Annotated in this window: 15 protein-coding genes and 1 pseudogene; 11 read left to right on the top strand and 5 right to left on the bottom strand. The window is 62.1% G+C overall.

Going from position 1 to position 24344, the window contains the following annotated elements:
* Nucleotides 1–5: 5 nt before the first annotated feature.
* The 5 genes from P3T24_RS37855 to P3T24_RS37835 all read right to left on the bottom strand — a co-directional run bounded on the left by P3T24_RS37855 (nt 6) and on the right by P3T24_RS37835 (nt 5556).
* The gene (locus P3T24_RS37855) at nt 6–770 is read right to left on the bottom strand and encodes a flagellar motor protein (protein ID WP_074264473.1); all 765 of its coding nucleotides are present in this window, start codon (nt 768–770) and stop codon (nt 6–8) included.
* A 63-nt stretch (nt 771–833) separates the two neighbouring features.
* Nucleotides 834–2060, bottom strand: a complete 1227-nt coding sequence (locus tag P3T24_RS37850; protein ID WP_429404912.1) for a Crp/Fnr family transcriptional regulator — start codon at nt 2058–2060, stop codon at nt 834–836.
* A gap of 450 nt (nt 2061–2510) precedes the next feature.
* Nucleotides 2511–2876, bottom strand: coding sequence for a hypothetical protein (locus P3T24_RS37845; protein ID WP_074266053.1), 366 nt, complete (start codon nt 2874–2876; stop codon nt 2511–2513).
* A 142-nt stretch (nt 2877–3018) separates the two neighbouring features.
* Nucleotides 3019–3585 (bottom strand): acyloxyacyl hydrolase, encoded by a 567-nt coding sequence (locus tag P3T24_RS37840; RefSeq protein ID WP_074264475.1) that lies wholly within the window; start codon nt 3583–3585, stop codon nt 3019–3021.
* Between the two features lie 498 nt (nt 3586–4083).
* Nucleotides 4084–5556: an MDR family MFS transporter gene (locus P3T24_RS37835; RefSeq protein ID WP_429441784.1), complete on the bottom strand. Its 1473-nt coding sequence runs from the start codon at nt 5554–5556 to the stop codon at nt 4084–4086.
* 695 nt (nt 5557–6251) lie between these two features.
* Here P3T24_RS37835 and P3T24_RS37830 point away from each other — a divergent pair.
* The 11 genes and pseudogenes from P3T24_RS37830 to P3T24_RS37780 all read left to right on the top strand — a co-directional run.
* On the top strand, nt 6252–7655 hold the full coding sequence (locus P3T24_RS37830) for an MFS transporter (RefSeq protein ID WP_429441783.1): 1404 nt from the start codon (nt 6252–6254) through the stop codon (nt 7653–7655).
* A gap of 140 nt (nt 7656–7795) precedes the next feature.
* Nucleotides 7796–10339, top strand: a complete 2544-nt coding sequence (nirB, locus tag P3T24_RS37825) for a nitrite reductase large subunit NirB (protein WP_429441798.1) — start codon at nt 7796–7798, stop codon at nt 10337–10339.
* Nucleotides 10340–10370: 31 nt separating this feature from the next.
* A complete protein-coding gene (nirD, locus tag P3T24_RS37820) occupies nt 10371–10718 on the top strand; it encodes a nitrite reductase small subunit NirD (RefSeq protein ID WP_074264479.1) in 348 nt (115 codons plus the stop codon).
* A 22-nt stretch (nt 10719–10740) separates the two neighbouring features.
* Complete coding sequence (locus P3T24_RS37815) at nt 10741–14949, top strand: molybdopterin-dependent oxidoreductase (protein ID WP_429441781.1); 4209 nt, start codon at nt 10741–10743, stop codon at nt 14947–14949.
* A 62-nt stretch (nt 14950–15011) separates the two neighbouring features.
* Complete coding sequence (locus P3T24_RS37810) at nt 15012–17063, top strand: S9 family peptidase (RefSeq protein WP_429441779.1); 2052 nt, start codon at nt 15012–15014, stop codon at nt 17061–17063.
* A 393-nt stretch (nt 17064–17456) separates the two neighbouring features.
* Complete coding sequence (locus tag P3T24_RS37805) at nt 17457–20099, top strand: type VI secretion system Vgr family protein (RefSeq protein WP_429441778.1); 2643 nt, start codon at nt 17457–17459, stop codon at nt 20097–20099.
* A 2-nt stretch (nt 20100–20101) separates the two neighbouring features.
* Nucleotides 20102–22108, top strand: coding sequence for a phospholipase D-like domain-containing protein (locus P3T24_RS37800; protein WP_429441776.1), 2007 nt, complete (start codon nt 20102–20104; stop codon nt 22106–22108).
* Nucleotides 22109–22111: 3 nt separating this feature from the next.
* Nucleotides 22112–23392: a DUF6396 domain-containing protein gene (locus P3T24_RS37795; RefSeq protein ID WP_429441774.1), complete on the top strand. Its 1281-nt coding sequence runs from the start codon at nt 22112–22114 to the stop codon at nt 23390–23392.
* A gap of 4 nt (nt 23393–23396) precedes the next feature.
* The gene (locus tag P3T24_RS37790; protein ID WP_074264483.1) at nt 23397–23618 is read left to right on the top strand and encodes a hypothetical protein; all 222 of its coding nucleotides are present in this window, start codon (nt 23397–23399) and stop codon (nt 23616–23618) included.
* A gap of 66 nt (nt 23619–23684) precedes the next feature.
* The gene (locus P3T24_RS37785) at nt 23685–23993 is read left to right on the top strand and encodes a hypothetical protein (protein ID WP_429441772.1); all 309 of its coding nucleotides are present in this window, start codon (nt 23685–23687) and stop codon (nt 23991–23993) included.
* 160 nt (nt 23994–24153) lie between these two features.
* A pseudogene (locus P3T24_RS37780) lies at nt 24154–24344 on the top strand (SEL1-like repeat protein); the annotation flags it as partial.

Here is a 24344-nt window from a genome sequence, read left to right as displayed (position 1 = left end):
GCGTGCTATGCCAGCAATGCTTTTGAGCGCTCGCGCACGTCGCCGGTGAGGCGCGTCTCGATGGTTTGCGGCGACTCCCGGCGCGAGATGGCAAGCAGTCCATCGAAATACAGTTTCCGGTAGCGCAGTTCGCTATCCACCTGCGCCTTGATCTTGCCGTAGATGGGCAGGAACAGTATGTTGGCGAGCGCGAGGCCGTAGAGCGTCGTCACGAAGGCGACCGCCACACCTTGGCCGAGTCTCTCGGGCTCGAGAATGTGCCCCGTCACCTGGATCAGGCCTAGCACGGCGCCGAGGATGCCGAAGGTCGGTGCGTAGCCGCCCGCTTGCAGCCAGATCCGCGCCGCGGCCATGTGGTTGCGCTCGTAGGCATCCAGTTCGCGTTGCAAAGCGTCTTCGATCACAGCGGTGGAAACGCCATTGGCGATCAGCTCGAGCCCGCGTTTGGCAAACGGATGAATGCCTGCCGGGTCCATCGATTCGAACGCGAGCATGCCGTTCAGCTTGGCTTTGTGTCCCCATTCGAGCAGCACAGAGAGGTTTTCCTGATCGACCGGTTTGGCGGCGATGAAGGCGAAGCGAAGCTGCCTGACACCATCGGCAAAGCGGCCCCAACTGTTCTGAACCATCACGGCGCCGATTGTGCCGCCCAGCACGATCACGAGCGCCTCAAGCTGGAACAGCGACGCAAACCGTCCACCTTCCAGCGCAAAGCCCAGCACAATGGCCGCGATGCCCACAACCGCGCCACACAGCGTCAGGAAATCCATACAAGACCTCGACAATTCAATTGAAGGATTGTGCGTTGGACCGGTTCAATGGCACGCGGCGGCCTAGATGGGCGACCCGATCGGGACCGATGGATTCACTGAAGGCGATTTGATGCTCTTCACCAGCTCGAGAAAGCGCTGCTCTATCTCCGGGATCTCGAGCGGATCGATCTTGATGTCGCGTCGCATGATCCACGAAATCTCCTTCTGGCGCGCCTGCGTCATGACCGAGAGCAGCCGGTCGGCGATCGTCTGATCAGTCATCGTGGCAAGCAGCTTGGCGAGGTCGTAAGTGTCGAACGCACTCACGGCGTCGAACAGCGTCCGCTGGTCGACAAACTCGAGATCGCCTAGCGATTCGAGCTGGCTGGGGGTACGTATTTTTCGCTTCGAGAAATAGGCCGTGCCGTGCTCTTCGACGTAGTTCAGCACCTTGCTCTTGCGAAACGCAAAGATATCCTCAGCGATTTCCGAGTGGGAAAGCTTCTTGAGAATCAGCTGCTTTTCGACACCGATCAACGCTTCCAGATCGGACAGTTCGATCAGCTCGAGTTCGCCGGTGATCGCGAGGTCCAGTTCGTGATCGGCCACTTGCTGGGCGCGCTCGATGAGGCGGATCGGGTCAAAACTGACCATATGCCGGCCCGCTGCACCGTCTTCGCTCGCGACCCCGCCCTTGCCGATGTACTCGGGGCGTCCTGCATCGAAGCTCACCAGATTGAGTTTTTCCATCCGTTTGAGCATGGCCATTACGTGCAAACGGGAATGGCCTGCAATTGCGCGGCACTTCCTGATGACCTCGGCGAGCGGCACCGACACTTCTTCGCCCGGCGCGCGGCGCGCACGGCTCTGGGTATCGGCGCCGGCCATCAGAGCCAGCACGTGCGCATAGGAGAGAACACCGGGCAGGAAGTCGGCATGCGTATAGGTTGCGAGCAATTCGTCCTTGCGCCTCGTGCGGCGAATCATCGTGCGTACCAGATGGCGCAGCAGAGGCGAGACGCGCTCCATTTCCTCCTCGACGACGCTGGTTTCGATGACGGTCAAACGGCAGAAGGTGAGCGCCTTTGCGGTGGAACCACGTGGCTCGGACGGCAGTAGCGCAGATTCGCCGAAGATTTCGCCCTTGCCCAGGGTTGCGAGGATCACCCGCTTTTCGTCGCACTGTGTGGAGATTTCGACTTTGCCGTCGGCAATGACGTAGAGGGCTGAGGTCCCGACATAGCCCTCGGAGAAGATGACTTCGCCCGGAGCCGCGGTCCGCGACCTTGACGACTGTTGCTGGTTCAATGTGTTCCCCTGCGGAGTGTTTGGCCCTGCTCAAGCGGTCTCTGCGGACTCGCTCACTGGCGGCATATTTTGCTGCCGCTTACCCGTGTATAACGACTTTTTTGCCGATTTCTTTAGCGCGGGGATACACTTTAATAAATGCCGCAACCTCAGACGGGGCGGGCTTGTGCGAGGACAGGAGGGCGCGCGATGCGCAGAAAATCCTTTCGGTCCCTTACGCAAACGTTTGGCGTTCGGCTCTACTCGTAGAGTGCATGCGACGACCGCTTTGCCGGACGGTGGGGTCAACGCAGGGTGACACACAGTGCATCATACGAATGCAAAGTAATCCTGATTAATCAGGAGGATAAGCGCGATGCGCTGCATTGGCCGGATGGAATTCTTCGACCATTGCGTCGAGGTAGCGGCGAGTGACGCGAACCCCTGCGGGCCGGCAGCGCCCGCTTGCGCTCAGTCCGCGATGCGCTTGTCCGCCAGCGCATACTGGCAGTCGCCCAGCACCTGGGTGACGAGCCGCGCCTGGAAGTCGAGGTCGTCGGTGTCGAGGATTTCTTCGACGGCGTCACGGGCCCACTCCGCTTCGACAAAGTGTGCGTGCCGGGCGGCGATCTCCAGCGCCATCGCGGAGAGTTTGGCGACACTCAGCCAGTCAGCTTCCCGTAAGTGACGGTCGAGCCACTTGTGGGCCGCCTGCACGTGGAAGGAGGGTTCCGGCCAGGTCTCATTGAGGTAATAGGCGCCGAGGCTCCCGCAGGTGAGCCAGCAAAGCAGTTCCACGCGGTCGCGTGGGCTCAGATGGAGGCGTACATCACTCATGGCGATACCCGCTACGACAAGTTGCGTTCGGTTCCCGACGGTGCGCGAACCGTCCTGAGATGCAACCCAACGATAGCACGCGGTGGCCGGATTCAGGAACACCTTGTGCTTATCGGCCACAACGCGGCCACGGCGATTGTGCTCAGAAGTTGTATTGCAGGTAAATTTCGCTGAAATTGACGCCAGGGTTGGGGTGCTCGAGGCCCGCGTTCGACAGATGCTGGAAGCGGAAACCGGCCTGGTATTGCTGATGGCCGCCGAACTGCGCACCCACGCCGATCATATCGGCGAACTGGAACGACGACGAGAAGGTGCGGTCCTCCGTCTCCCGTACATGGTCCAGCAGGCGCACTCCGACACCGCCTTCAATATACGGCCGGAACCATCCCGAGCTCTTGATGAAGCGAAACACCGGCGTCAGACCGAATTCCCAGATGTCGGGGTGGGCGGCATCGGATTCCCGGATGTCCCAATAGGCGACGTGCGCCTCGCCGACGACGGTAAAGTGATATCCGCCGATTTCCCACCAGGTTAAACCGGGGTCCCAGACAAAGCCGAGATCGGCTTTTTTTACATCATGGTCCGCGACGCCTCCGGAAATTTGCACACCGAATTCGTCGGCATGAGCCGCTGCTGCACCGACAGTTAGCGCGCAAAACACTAAGGCGCGGAAAAGTTTTCCTGGCAGAGGTTGCTTGCTGGTTCGCATTGGGATTTCCGACCGCTCGAGTAAATTGTTTTATCGGCAGATGTTTATTGTTTAGACACGCGCTGCAAGCTCGCCGTTAATCGTCTCATGGCTGCTGCTTGTCGACGTGTTGCCCTTTACGGGCCCTGCCTCGTGCTAATTGCGCAATCGGCCGTTTGCGCGATGAATTCGCTGTCTGAATGACGAAGGGCATTCTAGAGCCATACGGGCGGGCTGAATATTCGCACCGCGGCAAATCACTGTGTTCAATGTGGCAACGATCGGGATGGAGTTGTCTCTAGAATCCGTTCGCATATTCGTCAGAGCATTAATCTGGTTGCGCGAGCAAGCATCAGACCCGCAGCGGCTTGACTGAACCACCTGGGAATGAGCACTGCCGTTCTATTTGGCGATTTTTTGCAGTCTAGCCGAGCCGCGAGAATCGTGCATTTTCGGCGCGCGTTATTACTGCGCGCATGCTCGACGCCATGCTTTAAGGATGCGGCCTTTTCCGTCGCTTCAATTTGCTGAAGCTGCGCGCGCCTGACTCAGCTTGATCGCAGGAACCAGCATCACCGAGAGTACGGAAAACACGGTGATGACCAGAATGGACGTGAAAGTCAGATGCAGCGATTGATGGAGCGCGAGCCGCACGGCCGCGCTACTTGCAGTATTGCCCGGCGCCGAGTCGAGAATCTGCCGGAGCTGGTCCGCGGTCACGGCGGCGATTGTGGATGAATGCGCGAGCCCGTAATTCAGCACCGCGCCGAACATGGCAGCGCCGAGCGTGCTGCCGAGATTGCGCGAGAACAGATTCGACGCAGTCGCACTGCCGCGCTCCGACGGCTCGACGATTTCCTGGATCAGGATCAGCGAACTGACGCTGACAATCCCCATGCCGAAGCCGATTACCAGCGAGCCGATCCCCGCGAGCACCGGACTGCTGTCCGGGTTCAGCGTCGCGAAGAACACGCCCCCGAGCGGCAAAAACACACTGCCGCCGATCAGCGTGCGCCGCAAGCCGAGCCGATGAAACGAGCGGGCCGCGAGCGTCGCACCGCTCGGCCAGCCCAGCATGATCATGGTCAAGGCGAGGCCGGCGACCACCGGCGAGCGGCCCAGTACACCCTGCACGTACATCGGCAGAAAACTGGTCAGGCCCATCAGCGCCATGCCCGACAGCACGGTGGCGACATTGCAGGCGGCGATGGGCCGGTGACCCCACAAGGCAAATGAAATCATCGGGTCGGCGGCACGGCGCTCCTGCCACACGAACAGGACCCCGCAGACGACGAACAGCGCGAATTCGAATGCCACCAGCGCGTCGCTGGAACTGCCCACGTCGGTGAGGCCCATCATCAGCGCGCCGATCGATACGGTGAAGAGGGTGGCGCCTGCGAAGTCGATGGACGGGCGCCCGTGCCTTTCATGTTCGTGCAGGAACGCAAGAAAGCCGGCCGCGGAGGCGAGTCCGATCGGAATGTTGATCCAGAAGATCCACGCCCACGACAGGTCGCGAATCAGCAGGCCACCGGCCATCGGACCGATCACGGCAGCGATAGCCCAGACGCTCGCGAGGTAGCCCTGGATCTTGCCGCGTTCGCGTGCGGGGTACAGATCGCCGACGATCGTGAGCGTGACGGGCTGGATGGCTCCGGCGCCGACGCCTTGTATCAGTCGGAACACGATCATCGCCGGCATCGACCACGCAAAGCCCGCGAGCACCGAACCCACCAGAAAGATGACGATGCCGATCAGGACAATGGGCTTGCGGCCGTACAGGTCCGCGAGTTTGCCGAACACAACCGTCATCGCGGTCTGCGCGAGCAGGAATGACGAGAAGACCCAACTGTAGAGATGCAGGCCGCCGAGCTGCGTGACGATCTGCGGCATGGCGGTGGAGACGATGGTGGCTTCGATGGCGACCATTGCCATGGAGGCCATCACCGCGGCGATGACCAGGGGCCGTACTGTCTTGGGGTGCTGTGACATGCCGTCTATATAGAAGAATGGGGATCGCGCGGCTTCTCGAGGCCGCTCGAACGCGCAGGCGGTTTGCCCGGGGTGTCAGCTTTCTGGAAGGTGCGGGCCTGAACGCTTTGACACCGGCCTTGACGCGACACTACGCAGCGTTCGCTTAAGCGCGAGTACGGATGTTACCGCTACATCGGTGCTGCTGCTTGCGCCGTGCCAGGGATTTGGACTGCATGGCGGTGCAATAAGATGGTGCGACGCACCACAACGTTGCACCAACTCAATTCATGCTGCGCCGGAAGAGCGCGCGACTCATCGCGAGAACGCAGAGCGCGGTCGCAAAGAAACCCCTGTTTTCACGCGCAAATTCACTGGTTAAGGTCCTTGACCGGTGCGTCGCTCAGCCTTATTCCACAGCGCTTCGCCAGGATCACGCAAGCATCGGCCGCGAGCGTCGGCGCGGTTCGCATCGTCTGCCGGCTGCGCTCATGGCATATCTATTGCATTGCAACGTAGCGAGGCCAACGACGGCCTCAACGTATCGCACACTTGAGGGGCTGCCCGTCTAAAGCGGCCCACAGGGACAACGGCGTCCCGAGTACCCAGAAGCCACCGAGATATCGGAGCGCACTGGGCACTCGGGACGCTTTTTTTTTGCACTCCATTTTTTTTGCCGCGAATTTTTCAACGCCTTCACCCTGCGAGAGAGACCCATGAAACACCTATTGGATTCGCTAAAAAGCGGCAACTGGCGTGCTTTGTTAGCGTGCTTTCTGTACTTCGATACCGGGTTCACCGTGTGGGTGATGTTTGGCCCGTTGGCACCGTTTATCCACAAGGACATTGCGATGTCGCCCGCGGAACTGGGCTTCCTCGTCGCGGTGCCGGTGCTGGGTGCGGCCATTCTGCGGGTGACGCTCGGCAACCTGTACCAGGCTTACGACGGCCGCCGTATCGCCTTGCTTGGTGTGGCGCTCTCCGCGCTGCCTTCAGTTGTCCTACTGTTGTCGCCGACGCCACCGTCCTACGTGACGCTGCTGGTGCTCGGCGTGTTCCTCGGTGTAGGCGGCGCAAGTTTTGCCGTGGCCTTGCCGATGGCAGGCAGCAACTATCCGCCGAAGGTGCAAGGCCTCGTGCTCGGCCTCGCCGCCGCGGGCAATATCGGCGCAGTGCTCGACGGCTTCATGTTCCCCAGTCTCGCGGACCACTTCGGGTGGGCCAAAGCGGCCGGCGCGGCGCTGCCGTTGCTGGCTCTCGCGGCGGTCGCGCTGTTCTTCTGGGCGAAGGACCTCGGCGCGAAATCGGGTAGCGCGCCGCGCGCTTTCCGCAGTTTCTGCATCACGTTGGGCGGACTGATCGCGCTCGTGCTGGCCGTGCATGCGGGGGTCCTCGGCGGCGGAAAAACGGGGGTATTACTGCTGCCCGTGCTGGGTGCGCTGCTTGCCATCGCGGTGTTGCCGAAGCATTACCGCAGCGTGCTGGCTGAAGGCGACACGTGGGTCGTGATGCTCGTCTACAGCATCACCTTCGGCGGCTTCGTCGGCATGTCGTCTTACGTGACGACGCTGCTGGTCTCGCTCTATCAGTTGCCCAAGCTCGAAGCGGGGCTCTTCATGTCGCTGCTCGCGTTTACTGGCGCACTGGTGCGTCCGATTGGCGGCCTGATCGCCGACCGCATCTCGGGTGTTCGCGCTCTCGTGTTGCTGCTTGCCGGCATTTCGCTGTGCGACTTCGCGTTCGCCGCATGGATGCCGCCGCTCGGGGCCGGCATCGCATTGCTGGTGGTCACCTATCTGTGCTTCGGCCTTGGCAACGGCGCCACCTTCCAGCTCGTGCCGCAACGCTGGAAGGGCAAGACCGGCCTGATGTCGGGGATCGTTGGCGCGGCCGGCGGGATCGGCGGCTTCTATCTGCCGGTCATCATGGGGATGGCCAAGGAAAGCACGGGCAGTTACCAGATGGGCTTCGCGACCTTTGGCGTGATCTCGGCGCTCGCCTTCGCGCTGGTCGTGCTGCATCGTGCCCGTTGGCTCAAATGGGCGCTACCGGCCGAGGGTCTGGTGGTGGCCAATCCGCTTTCGACACCGGCGGGTGTGCGCGCCGATAGCGGTGCGTGAGCCAGCAGGAAGTGGAACGTATGGACAGTTGTTGCCCCGAATTCAACCGCTGAGCGGCTGGATGATCCACGGGACGCCTTTTTATTTGCCGGACGAAAATCATGTCGCGAACCGAGCTGGAAACTGACGAAACCCCTGTCATGAACGTTGTCGTCGTCGGCCACGGGATGGTGGGACACAAGCTCCTCGAATCTCTGGTGGATGACGCGCGTTGCGCGCTGCACGTCACCGTGCTGTGCGAAGAGCCGCGTCCTGCTTATGACCGCGTGCATCTGTCCGAATTCTTCTCGGGCAAGTCCGCTGAAGACCTGTCGCTCGTCAAGCCGGGTTTCTTCGAACGCGAGAACGTGCTGCTCAAGCTCAACGCGAAGGCGGTAGCGGTCGATCGCGCGGCGCGCACCGTGACAATCTCGACCGGTGAAACGCTGTCGTATGACAAACTGGTGCTCGCCACCGGTTCGACGCCTTTCGTGCCGCCCATTAAAGGCAACGATCGTCAGGACTGCTTCGTCTATCGCACCATAGAAGATCTCGAAGCCATGCAGGCTTGCGGTGCGCGCGCCAGGACCGGGGTGGTGGTGGGCGGCGGCCTGCTCGGGCTCGAATGCGCCAAGGCGCTGCACGATATGGGGCTGGCGGCGCATGTCGTCGAGTTTGCACCGCGCCTGATGGCGGTACAGGTGGACGACGGCGGCGGCCGGGTTCTGCGCAGCAAGATCGAGGAACTGGGCGTGCAGGTTCTCACCGGCAAGCAGACGCTCGAGATCGTCGACGGCGAAGCGGGCACGCACCGCATGCAGTTTGCCGACGGCACGCATCTCGACACCGACATGATCGTGTTTTCCGCAGGCATCCGTCCGCGCGACGAGATCGCACGCGCTTGCGGCCTCGAACTGGGCCCGCGCGGCGGCATTGCGATCGACGACGCCTGCCGGACCAGCGACCCCGATATCTTCGCTATTGGCGAGTGCGCCGCGTGGAACGGCATGGTGTATGGTCTCGTCGCGCCGGGTTACGAAATGGCGCGCATCGCTGCACGGCAACTGCTCGGCGACGAGGCCGGCTTTGCAGGCGCGGACATGAGCACCAAGCTCAAGCTGATGGGCGTGGATGTGGCGAGCATCGGCGATGCGCACGGCAAGACGCCGGGCAGCCGCTCGTACCAGTTCAGCGACGAGCGCAAGCAGGTCTACAAGAAGCTGGTGGTATCCGAGTGCGGCAAGCAACTGCTCGGCGCGGTGATGGTGGGCGATGCGGCCGAATACGGCACGCTGCTGCAGATGATGCTGAACCGCATCGAGCTGCCCGAAGCGCCGGAATTCCTGATTTTGCCCGCCAGCGACGGCAAGACGAAGCCAGGGCTCGGTGTCGACGCATTGCCCGAAGGCGCACAGATCTGCTCGTGCAACAACGTCTCCAAGGGCGAAATCTGCGCTGCAGTGTGTGCCGGCGCCACCAGCATCGGCGCCCTCAAGACGGCGACCTGTGCCGGCACCTCGTGCGGCGGTTGCGTGCCGCTCGTCACGCAGGTGATGAAAGCCGAAATGAAGAAGCAGGGCATGGCGGTCAACAACCACGTATGCGAACACTTCCCGTACTCGCGCCAGGAACTGCACCACATCGTGCGCGTCGAGCGCATCAGGAGCTTCGGCGCACTGCTCGAAAAGCACGGCCACGGTCTGGGCTGCGATATCTGCAAGCCCGTCGCCGCCAGCATTCTCGCCTCGTGCTGGAACGAATTCGTGCTGAAGAAGGAACACGCGAGCCTGCAGGACTCGAACGATTACTACCTCGCCAACATCCAGCGCGACGGCACCTATTCCGTAGTGCCGCGCATGCCGGGTGGCGAGGTCACGCCAGAGGGACTCATCGCCGTTGGGCAGGTGGCGAAGAAATACGGCCTCTATACGAAGATCACCGGCGGCCAGCGCGTCGACCTGTTCGGAGCCCGCGTCGACCAGTTGCCGCTGATCTGGGAAGAACTGATCGCGGCCGGTTTCGAATCGGGTCACGCGTATGGCAAGTCGTTACGCACGGTGAAGTCGTGTGTGGGCTCGACGTGGTGCCGCTATGGCGTTGGCGACTCGGTCGGGCTCGCGGTTGCGATGGAAAACCGCTACAAGGGTCTGCGCTCGCCGCATAAGCTCAAGTTCGGCGTGTCGGGCTGCACCCGCGAATGCGCGGAGGCGCAAGGCAAGGACGTCGGCATCATCGCCACCGAGAAGGGCTGGAATCTCTACGTATGCGGCAACGGCGGCATGAAGCCGCGCCACGCGGAACTGCTGGCCGCGGACCTCGATCGCGAGACGCTCACGCGCTACATCGACCGCTTCCTGATGTTCTATGTTCGCACGGCCGACCGTCTGCAGCGCACCAGCGGATGGCGCGACAACCTCGAAGGCGGCCTCGACTATCTGATCGACGTCGTTGTCCACGACAAGCTGGGTCTCGCCGTGGAACTGGAAGCGGACATGCAGAACGTGATCGATACCTACGAATGCGAGTGGAAAAAGGCGGTGACCGATCCCGAGACGCGTAAGCGCTTCCGTCATTTCGTCAACAGCGACAAGCTCGACGAGAACGTAACGTTTGTCGAGGAACGCGGCCAGATCCGTCCTGCCACACCGGCGGAACGCGAGACCGCCAGGCAGTTTCCAGTTCCCGTGGTCGTCGAGACCGTTTGAATCCAGCGTCATGCATCTCGAGGAGTCCTTGATGAACAACGATCGAAATACGCCTGACTGGGTGCCGGTTTGCGCGCTCGACGACATCGTGCCCGATACCGGCGTCTGCGCGCTGGTGGCCGGACGGCAGGTGGCGGTGTTTAACGTCGCGCGCGGCGAGGGTGGGGTGTATGCCATCGACAACTACGATCCCTGTTCGCAGGCGGCGGTGCTGTCGCGCGGACTGATTGGCAACCTCGGTGAACGCATCGTGGTGGCTTCGCCGATCTACAAGCAGCACTTCGACCTGCGCACCGGCGAGTGTCTCGAAGCGCCCGAGCATTCGGTCAGCGCCTTCGCCGCGCAGGTCAGGGATGGCCGCGTATGGGTAGCGGTCTAACCGGGCTGGGGTCGTTCACGCAATGAGCAGCGCAAGCGTCAAGACGGTGTGCCCCTACTGCGGCGTCGGCTGCGGAATGGTGCTGCAGGTCGAGGATGGCCAGGTCGTCAAGATTGCCGGCGACAAGGAACATCCCACCAATTTCGGCCGGCTGTGCACCAAGGGGTCGTCGGCCCATGTCGCGCTACGCAAGTCCGGACGCCTCGAAAACGCCTACGAACGACGCGAGCGCAACGGCGACCCGACTCCGTTGCCGGTCGACCAGGTGATTGCCGACACCGGCCGCCGTCTGCGCGAAATCCTCGATACGTATGGCCCCGATGCGCTGTCGTTCTACGTGTCGGGCCAGATGTCGATCGAGGCGCAGTACCTCGCCAACAAGCTCGCGAAGGGCTTTGTCGGCACCAACAATATCGAATCGAACTCGCGTCTGTGCATGGCAAGCGCCGGCAGCGGCTACAAGCTCTCGTTGGGCGCGGATGGTCCGCCGGGCTCGTACGAGGATTTCGACAAGGCCGATCTGTTCTTCGTGATCGGCGCCAACATGGCCGACTGTCACCCGATCCTCTATCTGCGCATGATGGATCGTGTCAAAGCGGGAGCCAGACTGATCGTGGTCGATCCGCGCCGCAATACGACCGCGGACAAGGCCGATCTTTTCATGCAGATCAAGCCGGGCACCGATCTCGCGTTGCTGAACGGCCTGCTGTATCTGCTGCATCAGAACGGTCATACGGACCTCGACTTCATCGCCACCGCAACGGAAGGCTGGGAGGCGATGCCGGCCTTTCTCGACGACTACACGCCGGGAAATGTCGCGGCAATCACCGGCATCCCCGAGGCGGATATCCGCACCGCGGCGCAATGGATAGGCGAGGCGCCGGAGTGGATGAGCTGCTGGACGATGGGTCTGAACCAGAGCACGCACGGCACCTGGAACACCAACGCCGTTTGCAACCTCCATCTGGCGACGGGCAAGATCTGCCGCCCCGGTAGCGGGCCGTTTTCGCTGACAGGCCAGCCCAATGCAATGGGCGGCCGTGAGATGGGCTACATGGGGCCGGGTTTGCCGGGGCAGCGCTCCGTGCTGGTGGAAGAAGACCGGGCGTTTGTCGAGGACCTGTGGCAAGTGCCGTCTGGGACGCTAAAGACGGCAGTCGGGCAGGGCACTATCGACATGTTCTCGCGCATGGCGGACGGCGATATTAAGGCGTGCTGGATTATCTGCACCAATCCGGTCGCAAGCGTCGCCAACCGGCAGACTGTGATTGCCGGATTGCAGGCCGCGGAACTGGTAATCGCCCAGGACGCGTTTCTCGACACCGAAACCAATCGCTATGCCGACGTCCTCTTGCCTGGCGCGTTGTGGGCCGAGGCGGAAGGCGTGATGATCAACTCCGAGCGCAACATGACGCTCATGCAGAAGGCGATCGACCCACCGGGCACGGCGCTACCTGACTGGCAGATCATCGCGCGCGTGGCCAGCGAAATGGGCTTTGCGGACGCGTTCGGCTATGCGTCGGCAGAGGAAGTGTTCGCGGAGATCACGCGAGCCTCGAACCCGAAGACCGGCTACGACCTGCGCGGCGCGAGCCACGCGCGGCTGCGTGAGTCGCCGCTGCAATGGCCCTGTTCGCCGGATGCGTCGGGGTTGTTAAGAGACCGCAATCCCGTGCGTTATCTGAACGATGGCATCAGTCAGCCGCTCAGGGAAGTGTCCGACGGCGTTCGTCCGGCGCTGGTCTTCCCGACCGCGAGCGGCAAAGCCGTGTTCTTCGCGCGGCCGCATACCGAGCCGGCTGAGATGCCGGTGCCGGAGTTTCCGATCGTCCTGAATACGGGGCGCCTGCAGCATCAATGGCACACCATGACGAAGACCGGCAAGGTGCCCATGCTGAACAAGCTCAATCCCAGGCCCTTCGTGGAGATCAATCCGGAAGACGCAGCCGCGCTTGGCATCGAGGCCAAAGACCGCGTCGAAGTGCGTTCACGTCGTGGCCGTGCGGTACTGCCCGCCGTAGTGACCGATCGTGTGCAGGCGGGTGCCTGCTTTGCGCCGATGCACTGGAACGACGTCTTCGGCGAAGACCTCTGCATCAACGCGGTGACCCACGATGCGGTCGATCCGATCTCACAGCAACCGGAACTCAAGTTCTGCGCGGTTGCGTTGAGCCGCGTCGCACCCGAACCCAGTGCGGCGGCCGATGACGCCGACGCTATCTCCTCCGGTATGGATGCCGCGGCCCCGCTGCTGGCGGCCGATGCCGGTTCGATCAAGGAAGGGGACATGTCCCGTATCGACGCTCTCGCTGCCATGCTCGGCATGCAGGACATGCCTGTGCCGCTGCTCGACGATGCACAACGTGCCTACGTGGCCGGTTTTATCAATGGCCTGCGCGTGAGCGCGGGTCCGCAGGCTCAAACGGACGGCGTGCCCGTGATGCCCGCCAGCGCGCCGTTGCCGACCGCCACCCGGCTCTGGTTCGACGGGATGCTTGCTGGACTGTATAGCCGCGCGGTTACGACAGCGCCTGGACTTGCCGATAGCTCTTCTGGCGTCTCGTCCGACGCTGCGTTCGCTGCCCCCGCTGTGCGAATCGCGCGGGCACGTCCAAAGGTGCTGCTGCTGTGGGCATCGCAGACGGGCAATATCGAGTCGTTGACGGAACGCTACGCGACACAGTTGATGGAGTCGGGCTTCGAGATCCGCACTTCCTGCATGGCCGATTACGACGTGGCGACTTTGGCGAGGGCGCAGTACGTGCTGCTGATGTCGAGCACGTTCGGCGATGGCGATGCGCCAGATAACGGCGAGAGCTTCTGGAGCGCACTCAAGGCCGCCAACGCGCCGCGCCTCGACAACGTGCGCTACGCCGTGCTGGCCTTCGGCGATCGCAACTACGACCAGTTTTGCGGTCATGGCCGCAATCTCGATGCGCGCCTCGCCGAGCAGGGCGCGCTGCGTCTGCTGCCACGCACGGACTGCGACACGGAATTCGAACCCGCCGCCGATGCATGGCTCGAGCGGATCGTCGCGCGTATCAAGGAGGAGGACGCCGCATTACACGAGATGCCGGCCGATGGCATGATCCCCTCGGTGTTACCCGGCGTGTTGCCCACCAAGGCTCATCCCGCCGCCTCGCGCCTCGTGAAGAATGTGCGGCTCAACAAGCACGGTGCGTCGAAGGATACGCGGTATTTTTCGTTGTCGACCGGCGATTCGGGCCTCGAATACGAAGTCGGCGACGCGCTCGGTGTGTGGCCGAGCAACTGTCCCGAACTGGTAGATGAACTGATCGGTTTGAGCGGGCTGGCAGCGGATGCGCCGGTGAATGTCAGTGGTATCGGCGATATGCGCCTCGCCGATGCACTCGGCAAGCACTACGAAATTGCCCGGCCGAATTCCGAAGCGCTGGCCTTCATCGCCTCGCGCAGTCGCGACGGCGCGCTCGGCGCATTGCTGGCCGAAGACCGCAAGGCTGATCTGAAGAAATGGTTGTGGGGCCAACAACTGGCCGACGTGCTGCACGAGTTTCCCGTGACACTGACGGCGCCGGAGTTGCTCGGCATGCTCAAGCGCTTGCAACCGCGGCTCTATTCGATTGCGTCGAGCCCCAAGGCGCACGCGGGCGAAGTTCATCTGACCGTGTCTGCAGTTCGTTACAGCAACGGCCGACGCCAGCGTAAAGGGGTGTCCTCGACCTTCCTCGCCGATCGCGCCGGGGACATCAGCGTGCCGGTGTACGTGCAGAAATCCGCGCATTTCCGCCCGCCGCGCGACGGCGACACGCCGATGATCATGGTTGGCCCCGGCACCGGCGTCGCACCGTTCAGGGGCTTTCTGCACGAGCGGCTGGCGCGTGGGGATACCGGCCGCAACTGGTTGTTCTTCGGCGAGCAGCACGCCGCGACCGACTTTTATTACGGTGACGAACTGGAGACGATGCGCACGAAAGGGCTGCTGACGCGGCTCGATCTGGCTTTCTCGCGGGACCAGCACGAGAAGATCTATGTCCAGGATCGCATGCGCGAACACGGTGCCGAGTTGTGGGCATGGCTCGAGTCCGGCGCGCATTTCTATGTGTGCGGCGATGCGAGCCGCATGGCGAAAGATGTCGACGCGGCGTTGAAGGCGGTCGTGGTCAGCCATGGCGGTATGAGCGATGAGAAGGCGCTCGAATACGTTAATCGGCTCGCGAGAGACAAGCACTATGTGCGGGATGTTTATTGAAGTGACGCGGTGAGACATGTCGTGTGCGGACGGCACCTTGGCGCATACCGGATCGGACCGATATGCCACATGCATCGCATACGTTTGCTCGCTCGTTTTCTACCGCGTCGATTCCGGTTATTCTCCTTCAGGCTGTCGGTGTGATCCGCGCAGCGGCTTACTCGATGCAAGGAGACTACCAGGTGACATCGACCGCTTCGGACGTTCCTCTCATCCCCCGCGCTGATCTTTTCGGCAATCCAGAGCGCACTGATGTCGAGATCAGTCCGGACGGGCGCTTTCTCTCCTGGCTGGCGCCGGTCAACGGCGTATTGAATGTCTGGGTCGCGCCGCTCGACGACCTGTCACTCGCCCGCGCGGTGACGAACGATACGAACCGAGGTCTACGGTTTCATCTCTGGACCTACGACGGTCATATCGTCTATCTGCAGGACGTCGAGGGCAACGAGGACTTCCATGTTCATGTAGTCGATCTGGATGCTGGCACCGGCCGCAACCTGACGCCTTTCGAAAGCGTTACGGTATCGATCGAGAGGGTGAGCCGAACTATCCGCGATCGCATCCTTGTGGGTATGAACCGCCGTGACCCAAAGTTCTTCGACCTCTACACGCTGAACCTCGCAACCGGCGAACTTGTGCTCGTCGAAGAAAATCCCGGCTTTGCAGGTTTTATTGTCGACCAGCATTACCGCCCGCACTTTGCCACTCGCCTCGCGAGCGACGGCTCCCAGGAGGTGCTCAGGCGCAATGCAGACGGTAGCTGGGACGAATGGATGCGGTTTGCGCCGGAAGAGACCAGGACATCTGGCCCGGGCCATCTCAGTGCCGACGGTTCAGCACTGTTCGTGCTCGACAGTCGCGGCCGCAATACGACCGCGATGACGCGGATCGATCTTGCCAGCGGCACGACCGAAGTGGTGGCGGCCGATTCGCGCGCCGACCTTTTCAATTTCATTATGGATCCCGAAACATTTGAGCCGCTGGCTTACAGGCTCAATCTGGAGCGCTCCACTTATGTCGCGATCGACCGGAAGATCCAGATCGACGTTGATTTCCTGAACGGCGCAGGGCTCGGCGAATGGCGGTTGCAAGGAGATACCGAGGACAACCGGCTATGGCTTATCGATGCAATTTCCGATCTGCGGCCCGGCACGACTTATCTGTATGACCGGCAGAGCCAGTCGCTGCGCGTTCTGTTCGAACATCGCCCCGTCCTCAGCGCGGCGCCGCTCGCGCCAATGCATCCGGTGGTAATCCGCTCGCGCGACGGCTTCGATCTGGTTTCGTATCTCACGCGTCCCAACGGCGTGCAGCAAGCGGGTCCACTGGTGTTGCTGGTTCACGGTGGCCCCTGGGCCCGGGATATCTTCGGCTTCGAACCCGAGCATCAATGGCTGGCTAACCGCGGCTATAGCGTGCTGAGCGTGAATTTCCGCAGTTCGATGGGGTTCGGCAAGCGCTTCGTCAATGCTGGAGACGGCGAATGGGGACGTCGCATGGATGACGACCTGCTCGACGCCATAGCCTGGGCCGTTGAAAGCGGTATCGCAGATCCGTCGCGTGTCGCGATCATGGGCATCAGTTACGGTGGATATGCAGTGCTCGCGAGCATGACGCGCAATCCCGAGATGTATGCATGCGGGGTTGCGATTGTCGGGCCGTCCAATCTGGAAACACTGTTGGCGAGCGTCCCGCCTTACTGGGAGTCGTTCCGCAAGGAGTTCGTGCGAGCGATTGGAGACCCTTCGACGGAGGAGGGCCGGGCGCTACTGCGCGAGCGTTCGCCGGTGCATCGTGCCGGTCGCATCTGCCGGCCGCTGCTAATCGGTCAGGGTGCGAACGACCCGCGCGTCAAGCGGGCTGAGAGCGATCAGATGGTGGATGCGATGAAGGCCAACGGTATTCCGGTGACCTACGTTCTGTATCCGGATGAAGGGCATGGTTTCGCGCGACCCGAAAACAACATCTCGTTCTACGCGATCACGGAGGCGTTTCTCGAACGGCATCTGGGTGGCCGCGCGGAACCGATGCGGCAGGACGAATGGGACGGCTCGACTGCACAGATCCTGGAAGGGGCGGCGCTACTCGATTTGCCCGCGCGCCGGGGTAGTTAGGCATATTGCATGGCGACGCGTGCCCACGCGCGGCCGGCTGCTGCCAGCGGCGACCTGCCTCTGGCGGTGCCAACACATCGAATTGATATGAGGTTGGGCCAACGCAATCAGCGCGGACATGGGCGCGCTCGAACAGTTCGCCAGATAAACCCGTCGCGCCTTGCCGAAGGTTTGTTCGCTCACAACGCGGGTGCGTCCGCCGCTGCCTCCCGGTGCGCCGAATAGTGCTTCGACTTTTAACGACCAATTTGCAGAATTTTCCGCACGAATTGGGATGGCACGCAGGGTAAAAACCCTTAGGAGCCAAATAAGCTCCGCATCGCGGCCTCCCAATCTTTGTAGTCCTGCTGAATCAGGCCGCGCCTCTCAAACAATCGCAAGGAGGCCAGGTCAATGACAGATCTGCAGGGCGCACTTCAGGTCCTACCGGGGCGACAGGCGTACCACCTCGACGTACCCGGTACGGACAGCGCGGCGGCGCTCTCTGTGGTGTCGTTCGAGGCCACCGAGAAGATGGGTGCACCGACTGAGGTGCGTATCGTATTGACCCACCCGCAACAGCTTGCGCGCTCCGAATACCTGAGCCGTGACGCGTCGTTTGTCATCGTGCTGGACGATGGACCACCCCGGAAATTCTCCGGCTTTATCGCGCGCTTCTCAACGATCCAGAACACGAAGGACTACGTCAAGTATGAAGTCGTGTTGCAGTCGCATTTCGGGCGGCTGGCAGCAGTGACCCGAAACAGGATCTTCCAGCATGGTTCAACGCCCGAGATTCTGGCGGAGATGTTGCGCGGTCACGGAATGCTTGAGCACCAGTTCAGTTTCCGGCTACGCCGCCAGTATCCGAAGCATGCTTTTCGCATGCAGCACGGCATGAGCGACCAGAATTATGCCCACATGCTGCAAGAGAAATCGGGCATCTACAGCTATATCCAGGAGACGGAATACGGCGACCAGGTGGTGTTCGGGGACGACGTAGATCATTACATTTACGACGAACCGCAACGCGTCGTGCCGTACCGCGAAGCAGCGGGACTTGAGGCGTGCGGCGTCGAGGCGGTGACGGCGATAAAGACGCACTCCGCGACGGTGCCGCAGTCGTTCATGGTCGCGGATTACAACCCGGAGCAAGCCTGGGAGCGTTTGCGCGACACGTCCAACGTTGCGCCCAGCGATCCCACCACTTACGGCCAGTCCTATATTTATGGCACTCACCACCTGGACCAGGCGGGAGCGAAGTGGGAAGCGCAGCTTCGCCACGAAGCGGCCATCGCCTGGCAGGTAGTCTTTGAAGGCGCAAGCAACGTGCTGAACCTGCAGCCGGGGCGCGTGCTGGAAACAGATCTTGTTCTGCCCGATGCACCCAAAGGCCAGTTGATTGTCGAGGTCACGCACAGCGGCGCGCGCGATACGCCCTACTCGAACAGCTACAAGGCAATCCCCGCTGACCGGCGCTTCCGTCTCAGGCTTGAGACGCAAACCTGGGCCAAAGTGACCGGCACGCTCAGCGCACGCGTCACCAGCCCGGACTCCTACAAATACGCATATGTAACCGCAAACGGCCACTATACGGTGCGTTTTGATGCGGACTTCGAAACGTGGCCCAACGGCGGAGAAAGTGTTCCGCTACGCCTCGCAAAGCCGTTCGCGGGCAAGCTGCAAACCGGCATGCACTTTCCGGCGCTGGACGATGCCGAAGCCGTGATTACCTGCCGCGACGGCGACCCGGACAAGCCCGAAATCGTTGCGTTCCACCATCACAGCCAGGCGCGCGACCTGGTGACGAATGACCGGCGCTGGCTCTCACGGAATGTGATCCGCACCCAGGCGAACAACAAGATCCGCTTTGAGGACTGGGCGGGCCAGGAAGGCGTCAAGCTCAGCACGGAGCATTCGGGCAAATCGCAACTGAATCTCGGCTACCTGGTTGACAACAAACTGGAAAAGCGCGGCGAAGGCCATGAGCTTCGCACATCCGGCTACGGAGTGAGCCGTGCAGGTAAGGGAATGATGGTCACGGCGTATGACCGTCCAGGCGCGAGCGGGAATCAGCTCGACATGCAGGAAACCATCGCACAACTGGAAAGCGCGCTGGCGACTGCGAAGGCGCTGGCGGCATCGGCGCAAAGCGCCAAGGCCGAGCCTGCCGACACTGATGCGCAGAAGCAGATGAAGGAAGACTTCGACGGGCTGAAGAAGCCGGATCTGCTGATGAGCACCCCGGCATCGGCGGCTGTTGTCGCAGGCGGAGGCGTGCAGTTCGCGGCGCAGGACAGCATCAACGCTGTAGCCGGGAAGAACGCCGACTGGAGCGTGCTGAAACGCTTCACGGTCGCAGCGGGTGAAAAGATTTCGCTGTTCGCGCAGAAGCTCGGTACCAGGATTTTTGCGGCGAAGGGCCCCGTCGAGATTCAGGCGCAAGATGGGCCGATGTCTTTCATCGCGGACAAAGATCTCGACCTTGCCAGCGTCAATGGAAAGGTCAACCTGGCGGCGGCAAAGGAGATCATCCTGGAATGCGGTGGTGCGTTCGTCCAGATGAAGGACGGTAGCATCATCCTCGGTGGTCCTGGCGATCTGTTCCTCAAGACGATCACGGTGCAGAAGAAGGGCAAGGCGTCGCTGAACATGCCTCTGGACCGGAACCACCCCGCGCTCGCCGGTCTGCCGACCATACCGCTTACCCTGGATGCGACCGGGTCTCCGGCGGCAAGGACGGCCGTGCCAACCGGCATGCCGTACAAGCTTTTTGCTGATGGTTCATTGATGAAGCAGGGCGTGTTCGATGAAACAGGCCTGATCCAGATCGATCACCATCCCACTACGCATAAGTACACGCTGCAACGGGCTAATGGCGTGACGCATGACATCCCGGTTGCAGAGAATTATCGCGGTGATGCCGTCAACGGCGCACTGGCCAATCAGGGCCTCCGTTTTCATGAAGGTCTGCCGGGCGCCAGGTCCGGTACTGTCGATCGTGCCGAACACCGCGCCAGTTACAACACGCTGCTCACCCCTGATACGGACGCCTGACCATGAAACAGCAGAGCGCTACCACGCCGCTCGCACTCTCCTGCACGCGAAGCGCGACGCTCACGTCCCCATGGTTCGTGCAGCGCACCGAATACAACCCCGCGCTGGCCACGTACCTGCCGCTGGTGAATGGCGAGACGGCCTTTGCGGCGGTGTTCGACGCCATACGAAACGCGGAGCACAGCATCGATATCCTGTGCTGGGGTTTCCAGCCGTCCATGTATTTCAGACGGGGCAGCGACGCGGCGGGTTCGCCGTCGATCGGTGAACTGCTCGAATACAAGGGCCTCGAAAAACCTCACATCAGGATCCGGCTGCTGGTCTGGAGCGACTCACTGCACGTGGCGTCCTTCTCGGAAGACATGATGCCAGGCAACCACGGGCCAGTCGGGCTGGCGGGGGCTGCACAGGACGGCCGCACCCGCGCCCAGCGGGAATTCGACCAGCTCTGGTACTGGCGGGCCAACCGGAACAATGTCACACGGATGTCGGCCGGGACGAGGGCCAATCCGTTCCCGGCAGCGAAATCGGTGGTGACCGCGGCATTGAACGCGTTGCCGGGCGCGCCCAGGCCGCTGGCAAACATTGAATTCGCCACGCGCGATTTCGATCTGAGGGAGCGGGCCGAAATCGCCTGGCGCACATGGATGAGCGGCCCGCAGGGCGACCCCACGCTGAGAGAGCGGAACACCGCGGCGATGACGGCGGAACCCTCGCATCACCAGAAGATGGTGCTTGTCGACTACGAGCTTCCCGAGCGGGCCATCGGGTTCGTGATGGGGCACAACACGCTGGATGAATACTGGGACCGGGACGATCACACCTGGCTGCGGCAGGCGCCGCGAATGGGACGCAACGGCCTGCATCCGCGGCAGGACATGTCCGCGAAGGTGACGGGCCCGGTCCTCGAGTACCTGAACGAGAATTTCTGCGAGGCCTGGGACGACGCGACCGGGCAGAACCTGACCCAGGCGCGGGCGGCGCTGGCTTGCCGGCTGAAGCTGCGCGCGGATCACGGTACGCCGGTGATGGCGCAGATCCTTCGCACGCAGTCGCAGCACGGCAAGGACGGCACGAAGGACATCGCGTCGCTGTACCTGCAGGCGGTGAACAACACGACGAGATTCGTGTACATCGAAAACCAGTATTTCCGGTATATGCCGGTGGCCGACAGGCTGCGGGAGAACGTCAACGCGCAGATCAAGGGGGGGCGCAACCCGGCGAAGCATGGTGAGGTCTATCTGTTCGTGGTCACGAACTCGAACGACGACGGCATCGGCCGCGGGACAGTGAGCAGCTACCAGATGCTCGCGGCGCTCGGATATGGCGACCGGATGCCCGGGGTCGAGACACTGGAGAAGAACGACCAGCTTACGCAGCAGGAGCAGACGCTGGAGAAGCAGCTTGCTGACGAACAGGCGGTCAGCCAGCGCGCGATGATGCAGGGCGCGGGTTTCTCGCAGATGCAGGGGCTCGCGAATTACCTGCAGGGCGGCCAGCTCCGGCAGGCGGAAATCGGGCAGCAGCTGGAGCAGACGAGGCAGGAGAAACGGCGGGTGGCGAGCGTGAGCCCGGACGGCATGACGAAGGAGGGAGAGCTGGTGCCGCCGCAGGATATGCCGGGGATGAAGGTGCTGGTCTGCACCCTGGTCGCACCGGACACGCCTGCAGGTCAGGCGTGGGACTACGTCTATGTCCACCAGAAGCTGATGATCGTCGACGACGTGTTTACGACGCACGGCTCGGCCAATTTCAACCGGCGCAGCATGGAGGTGGATAGCGAACTGAATATCTGCCATGAGCATGGCGGCCTGACGTCCGCGCTGCGCAAACAGATGTGGGCGCTGCATACGAACAATCTGGGTGCTCAGGATGACGTGTCGGAGGCGTACAAGGCGTGGAGTTACATCATTTCCATGAACACGAAAAATCAGAACAAGAAATTGGCTCCGATGGCGTCCCTCGTCGGCTTCCTGCGGACCTCGCCCACACGCACCTACGAGGATTGAACCATGAGACCAGGCATGCTCGTCGCCCTGCTGGCGGCCCTCGCCTGCGCCTGTACGAAGGAGAACCCTTTGGCTTCACTACCCAGCATGAGCGCCGTGCGCGCGAATCTCGCCTTTACCTGCGTACACGAGGACGACCACTTGCCGCCGCTCGATCCTGCAGCGGACCAGCTGTTCAGATACGGCCGCTGGCTGCAGAAGCAGGACGGCCCGAAGGACTTCGACGATATCGCGCGGTATTACCGGATCGCGGCGGCTCACGATCACTACAAGGCCAACACCAACCTTCAGGCGCTGGTATCGACGGGACTGGCCGATTCTCCGGATGCACCGAAAGAGACGATCGACCTGGCAGCGCAACTGGTCAAACAGGGTGTGCCGGCCGGCTATTACGATATCGCTCACTACCTCGAACTCGGCTATGGCCTGAAGCAGAACAGCGAGACCGCGTTGCGCTATTTCCGCAAGGCGGCGGACCTGGGCAGTCCGGACGCGCAGTATTACCTCGCGGAGAAACTGGACCCGATCGACGCCGCACCTGAGGTTGCGCTGCAGATGTACCGGTGCTCAGCGGATCAGGGACATGGCAAGGCCGCAACCTCCCTGGCTATCGGTCGCGCGGCAGATAAAGTCTACGACGAAGCCATCAAGGCCTTCCAGCAGGGCGTCATGGCTGGAAACAGTCAGGCCGCGTGGGCTCTTGAAAATGGCTTTGCGGTAACTCCAGAAAACCGGGTGCTGTATTACCTTGCTGTCCCGAACGATCCCGAACGCTCGCACCGCTACAAAGCGATCGGCAAATTCCTCGACGACAACGAAGGCCTGAACCCGAAAGTCCCCGACGCTGACCAGATCGTGCCACTGCCGCCGGCACCGCTGCCGCCGTGGGACGGCACGTTCCAGTGGGAGAAGGAACAGGCCGCAGTCGTGGCGCCTCAGAAGCCCTCCGATGCGCTGGTTGAAAGGCTGGCCCGCGAGAAGAGCCTCGACCCGGCGACAGGGCTTCGAGTCAGGACCGCGCATGAAAAGGAACTGGAGAGCCGCGTGCCGCTGGGCACGCTCGTTCGCCCCGGCGAAGTCTGCCCGCAGGACGGCGTGTGGTGTGTCCGGGGATTCGCTTCGGTCAGCTACGACGCGACGCGCCGTTTCAGGAAAGGCGAGACGATGCCGCCACTCGCCCTGAAGGATCCCCGTCCCATTCCTGGCCTGGACTGGCTGCTCGGTATGCGCGTATACCGCACCAATGAGGAATGGAGCCTCAAGGCATACGTCGACGAGGCATAAAGGCGTGAGTCCGGGCGAACATGCGCCGCCCGCTATTTCATCATCGGGCGGCGCTGACGCGCCGGATAGCCTCGAGGCAACGCGCCGTTTCAGCAAGGGCGAAACGATGCCGCATCTCGTCATGGACAATCCCCGTCTCATTCGGGGACTGGACTGGTTGCCTGGCATGCGCACCTGCACGTCCGATAGGGCATGGGCCCTGGCGGCTTACCTTGATCTGGCGTAGGACATCGGGCTCGTCCAATGTCAGTGGAAACTTTTCGCGTCCGCGAATAAACGGGAGGAATTGAAAATGATGGCAATGATCCATGCGCCGATCTGGATGCAAGACCTGGTCACTTTCCTCTTTAGTGTGGAAGGTTGTGTACTGCTGGCCTTTATTGCATCGATCCTGCTCGGGCCCCGCCGGTCCAGGGCCAACACGTGCCGGCTCGCGTCGGCGCTGGGCGGCGGGGCCTTGGCGGGTGGCCTGGTCGCGTTCGACGGGCTTGGCTTGCCAGTGCTCGTTGCTGTGGCGATAGGTGGAGCGGTGGCCGTCCCCTTGCTTCTGAGCGCGCGGGTGCACCGGTTCTGGTGCTGGGCCTTTGCTCGCCGTGCATAGGACGGAAGGACGGAAAGGCAGTGGGTGCGGCGCTTACCTATCAGCAATGGAGCCGGACCATTTCAGGAAACGCCAGATATCAAGGCGGTAAGCCAGCCCGTCGGCGTTCCTTGCGGATTTCCTGCGCACTTCTCTCAAACACGCTTACGAGGATTGACCCATGAGACGAGGCATGCTTGTCGCCCTGCTGGCGAGTCTTGTCTGCGCCTGTACCAAGGAGAACCCGTTGGCTTCACTACCTGACCTGAGCGCCGTACGCGCGAATCTCGCCTTTACCTGCGTGCATGAGGACGACCACTTGCCGCCGCTCGATCCCGATGCGGACCAGCTGTTCAGATACGGCCGCTGGCT

Source organism: Paraburkholderia sp. GAS33, assembly GCF_050436645.1.
Lineage (GTDB): Bacteria > Pseudomonadota > Gammaproteobacteria > Burkholderiales > Burkholderiaceae > Paraburkholderia > Paraburkholderia phenazinium_B.
The sequence above is the reverse complement of the archived record's forward strand: the minus strand, read 5'-3'. Positions and strand labels throughout refer to the sequence as shown.

What these genes read in the sequence shown, in the direction of transcription:
- P3T24_RS37855 (WP_074264473.1), bottom strand. Translation starts at nt 770, where the DNA reads ATGGATTTCCTGACGCTGTGTGGCGCGGTTGTGGGCATCGCGGCCATT.
- P3T24_RS37845 (WP_074266053.1), bottom strand. Translation starts at nt 2,876, where the DNA reads ATGAGTGATGTACGCCTCCATCTGAGCCCACGCGACCGCGTGGAACTG.
- P3T24_RS37840 (WP_074264475.1), bottom strand. Translation starts at nt 3,585, where the DNA reads ATGCGAACCAGCAAGCAACCTCTGCCAGGAAAACTTTTCCGCGCCTTA.
- P3T24_RS37835 (WP_429441784.1), bottom strand. Translation starts at nt 5,556, where the DNA reads ATGTCACAGCACCCCAAGACAGTACGGCCCCTGGTCATCGCCGCGGTG.
- P3T24_RS37830 (WP_429441783.1), top strand. Translation starts at nt 6,252, where the DNA reads ATGAAACACCTATTGGATTCGCTAAAAAGCGGCAACTGGCGTGCTTTG.
- nirB (WP_429441798.1), top strand. Translation starts at nt 7,796, where the DNA reads ATGAACGTTGTCGTCGTCGGCCACGGGATGGTGGGACACAAGCTCCTC.
- nirD (WP_074264479.1), top strand. Translation starts at nt 10,371, where the DNA reads ATGAACAACGATCGAAATACGCCTGACTGGGTGCCGGTTTGCGCGCTC.
- P3T24_RS37815 (WP_429441781.1), top strand. Translation starts at nt 10,741, where the DNA reads ATGAGCAGCGCAAGCGTCAAGACGGTGTGCCCCTACTGCGGCGTCGGC.
- P3T24_RS37810 (WP_429441779.1), top strand. Translation starts at nt 15,012, where the DNA reads ATGCCACATGCATCGCATACGTTTGCTCGCTCGTTTTCTACCGCGTCG.
- P3T24_RS37805 (WP_429441778.1), top strand. Translation starts at nt 17,457, where the DNA reads ATGACAGATCTGCAGGGCGCACTTCAGGTCCTACCGGGGCGACAGGCG.
- P3T24_RS37800 (WP_429441776.1), top strand. Translation starts at nt 20,102, where the DNA reads ATGAAACAGCAGAGCGCTACCACGCCGCTCGCACTCTCCTGCACGCGA.
- P3T24_RS37795 (WP_429441774.1), top strand. Translation starts at nt 22,112, where the DNA reads ATGAGACCAGGCATGCTCGTCGCCCTGCTGGCGGCCCTCGCCTGCGCC.
- P3T24_RS37785 (WP_429441772.1), top strand. Translation starts at nt 23,685, where the DNA reads ATGATGGCAATGATCCATGCGCCGATCTGGATGCAAGACCTGGTCACT.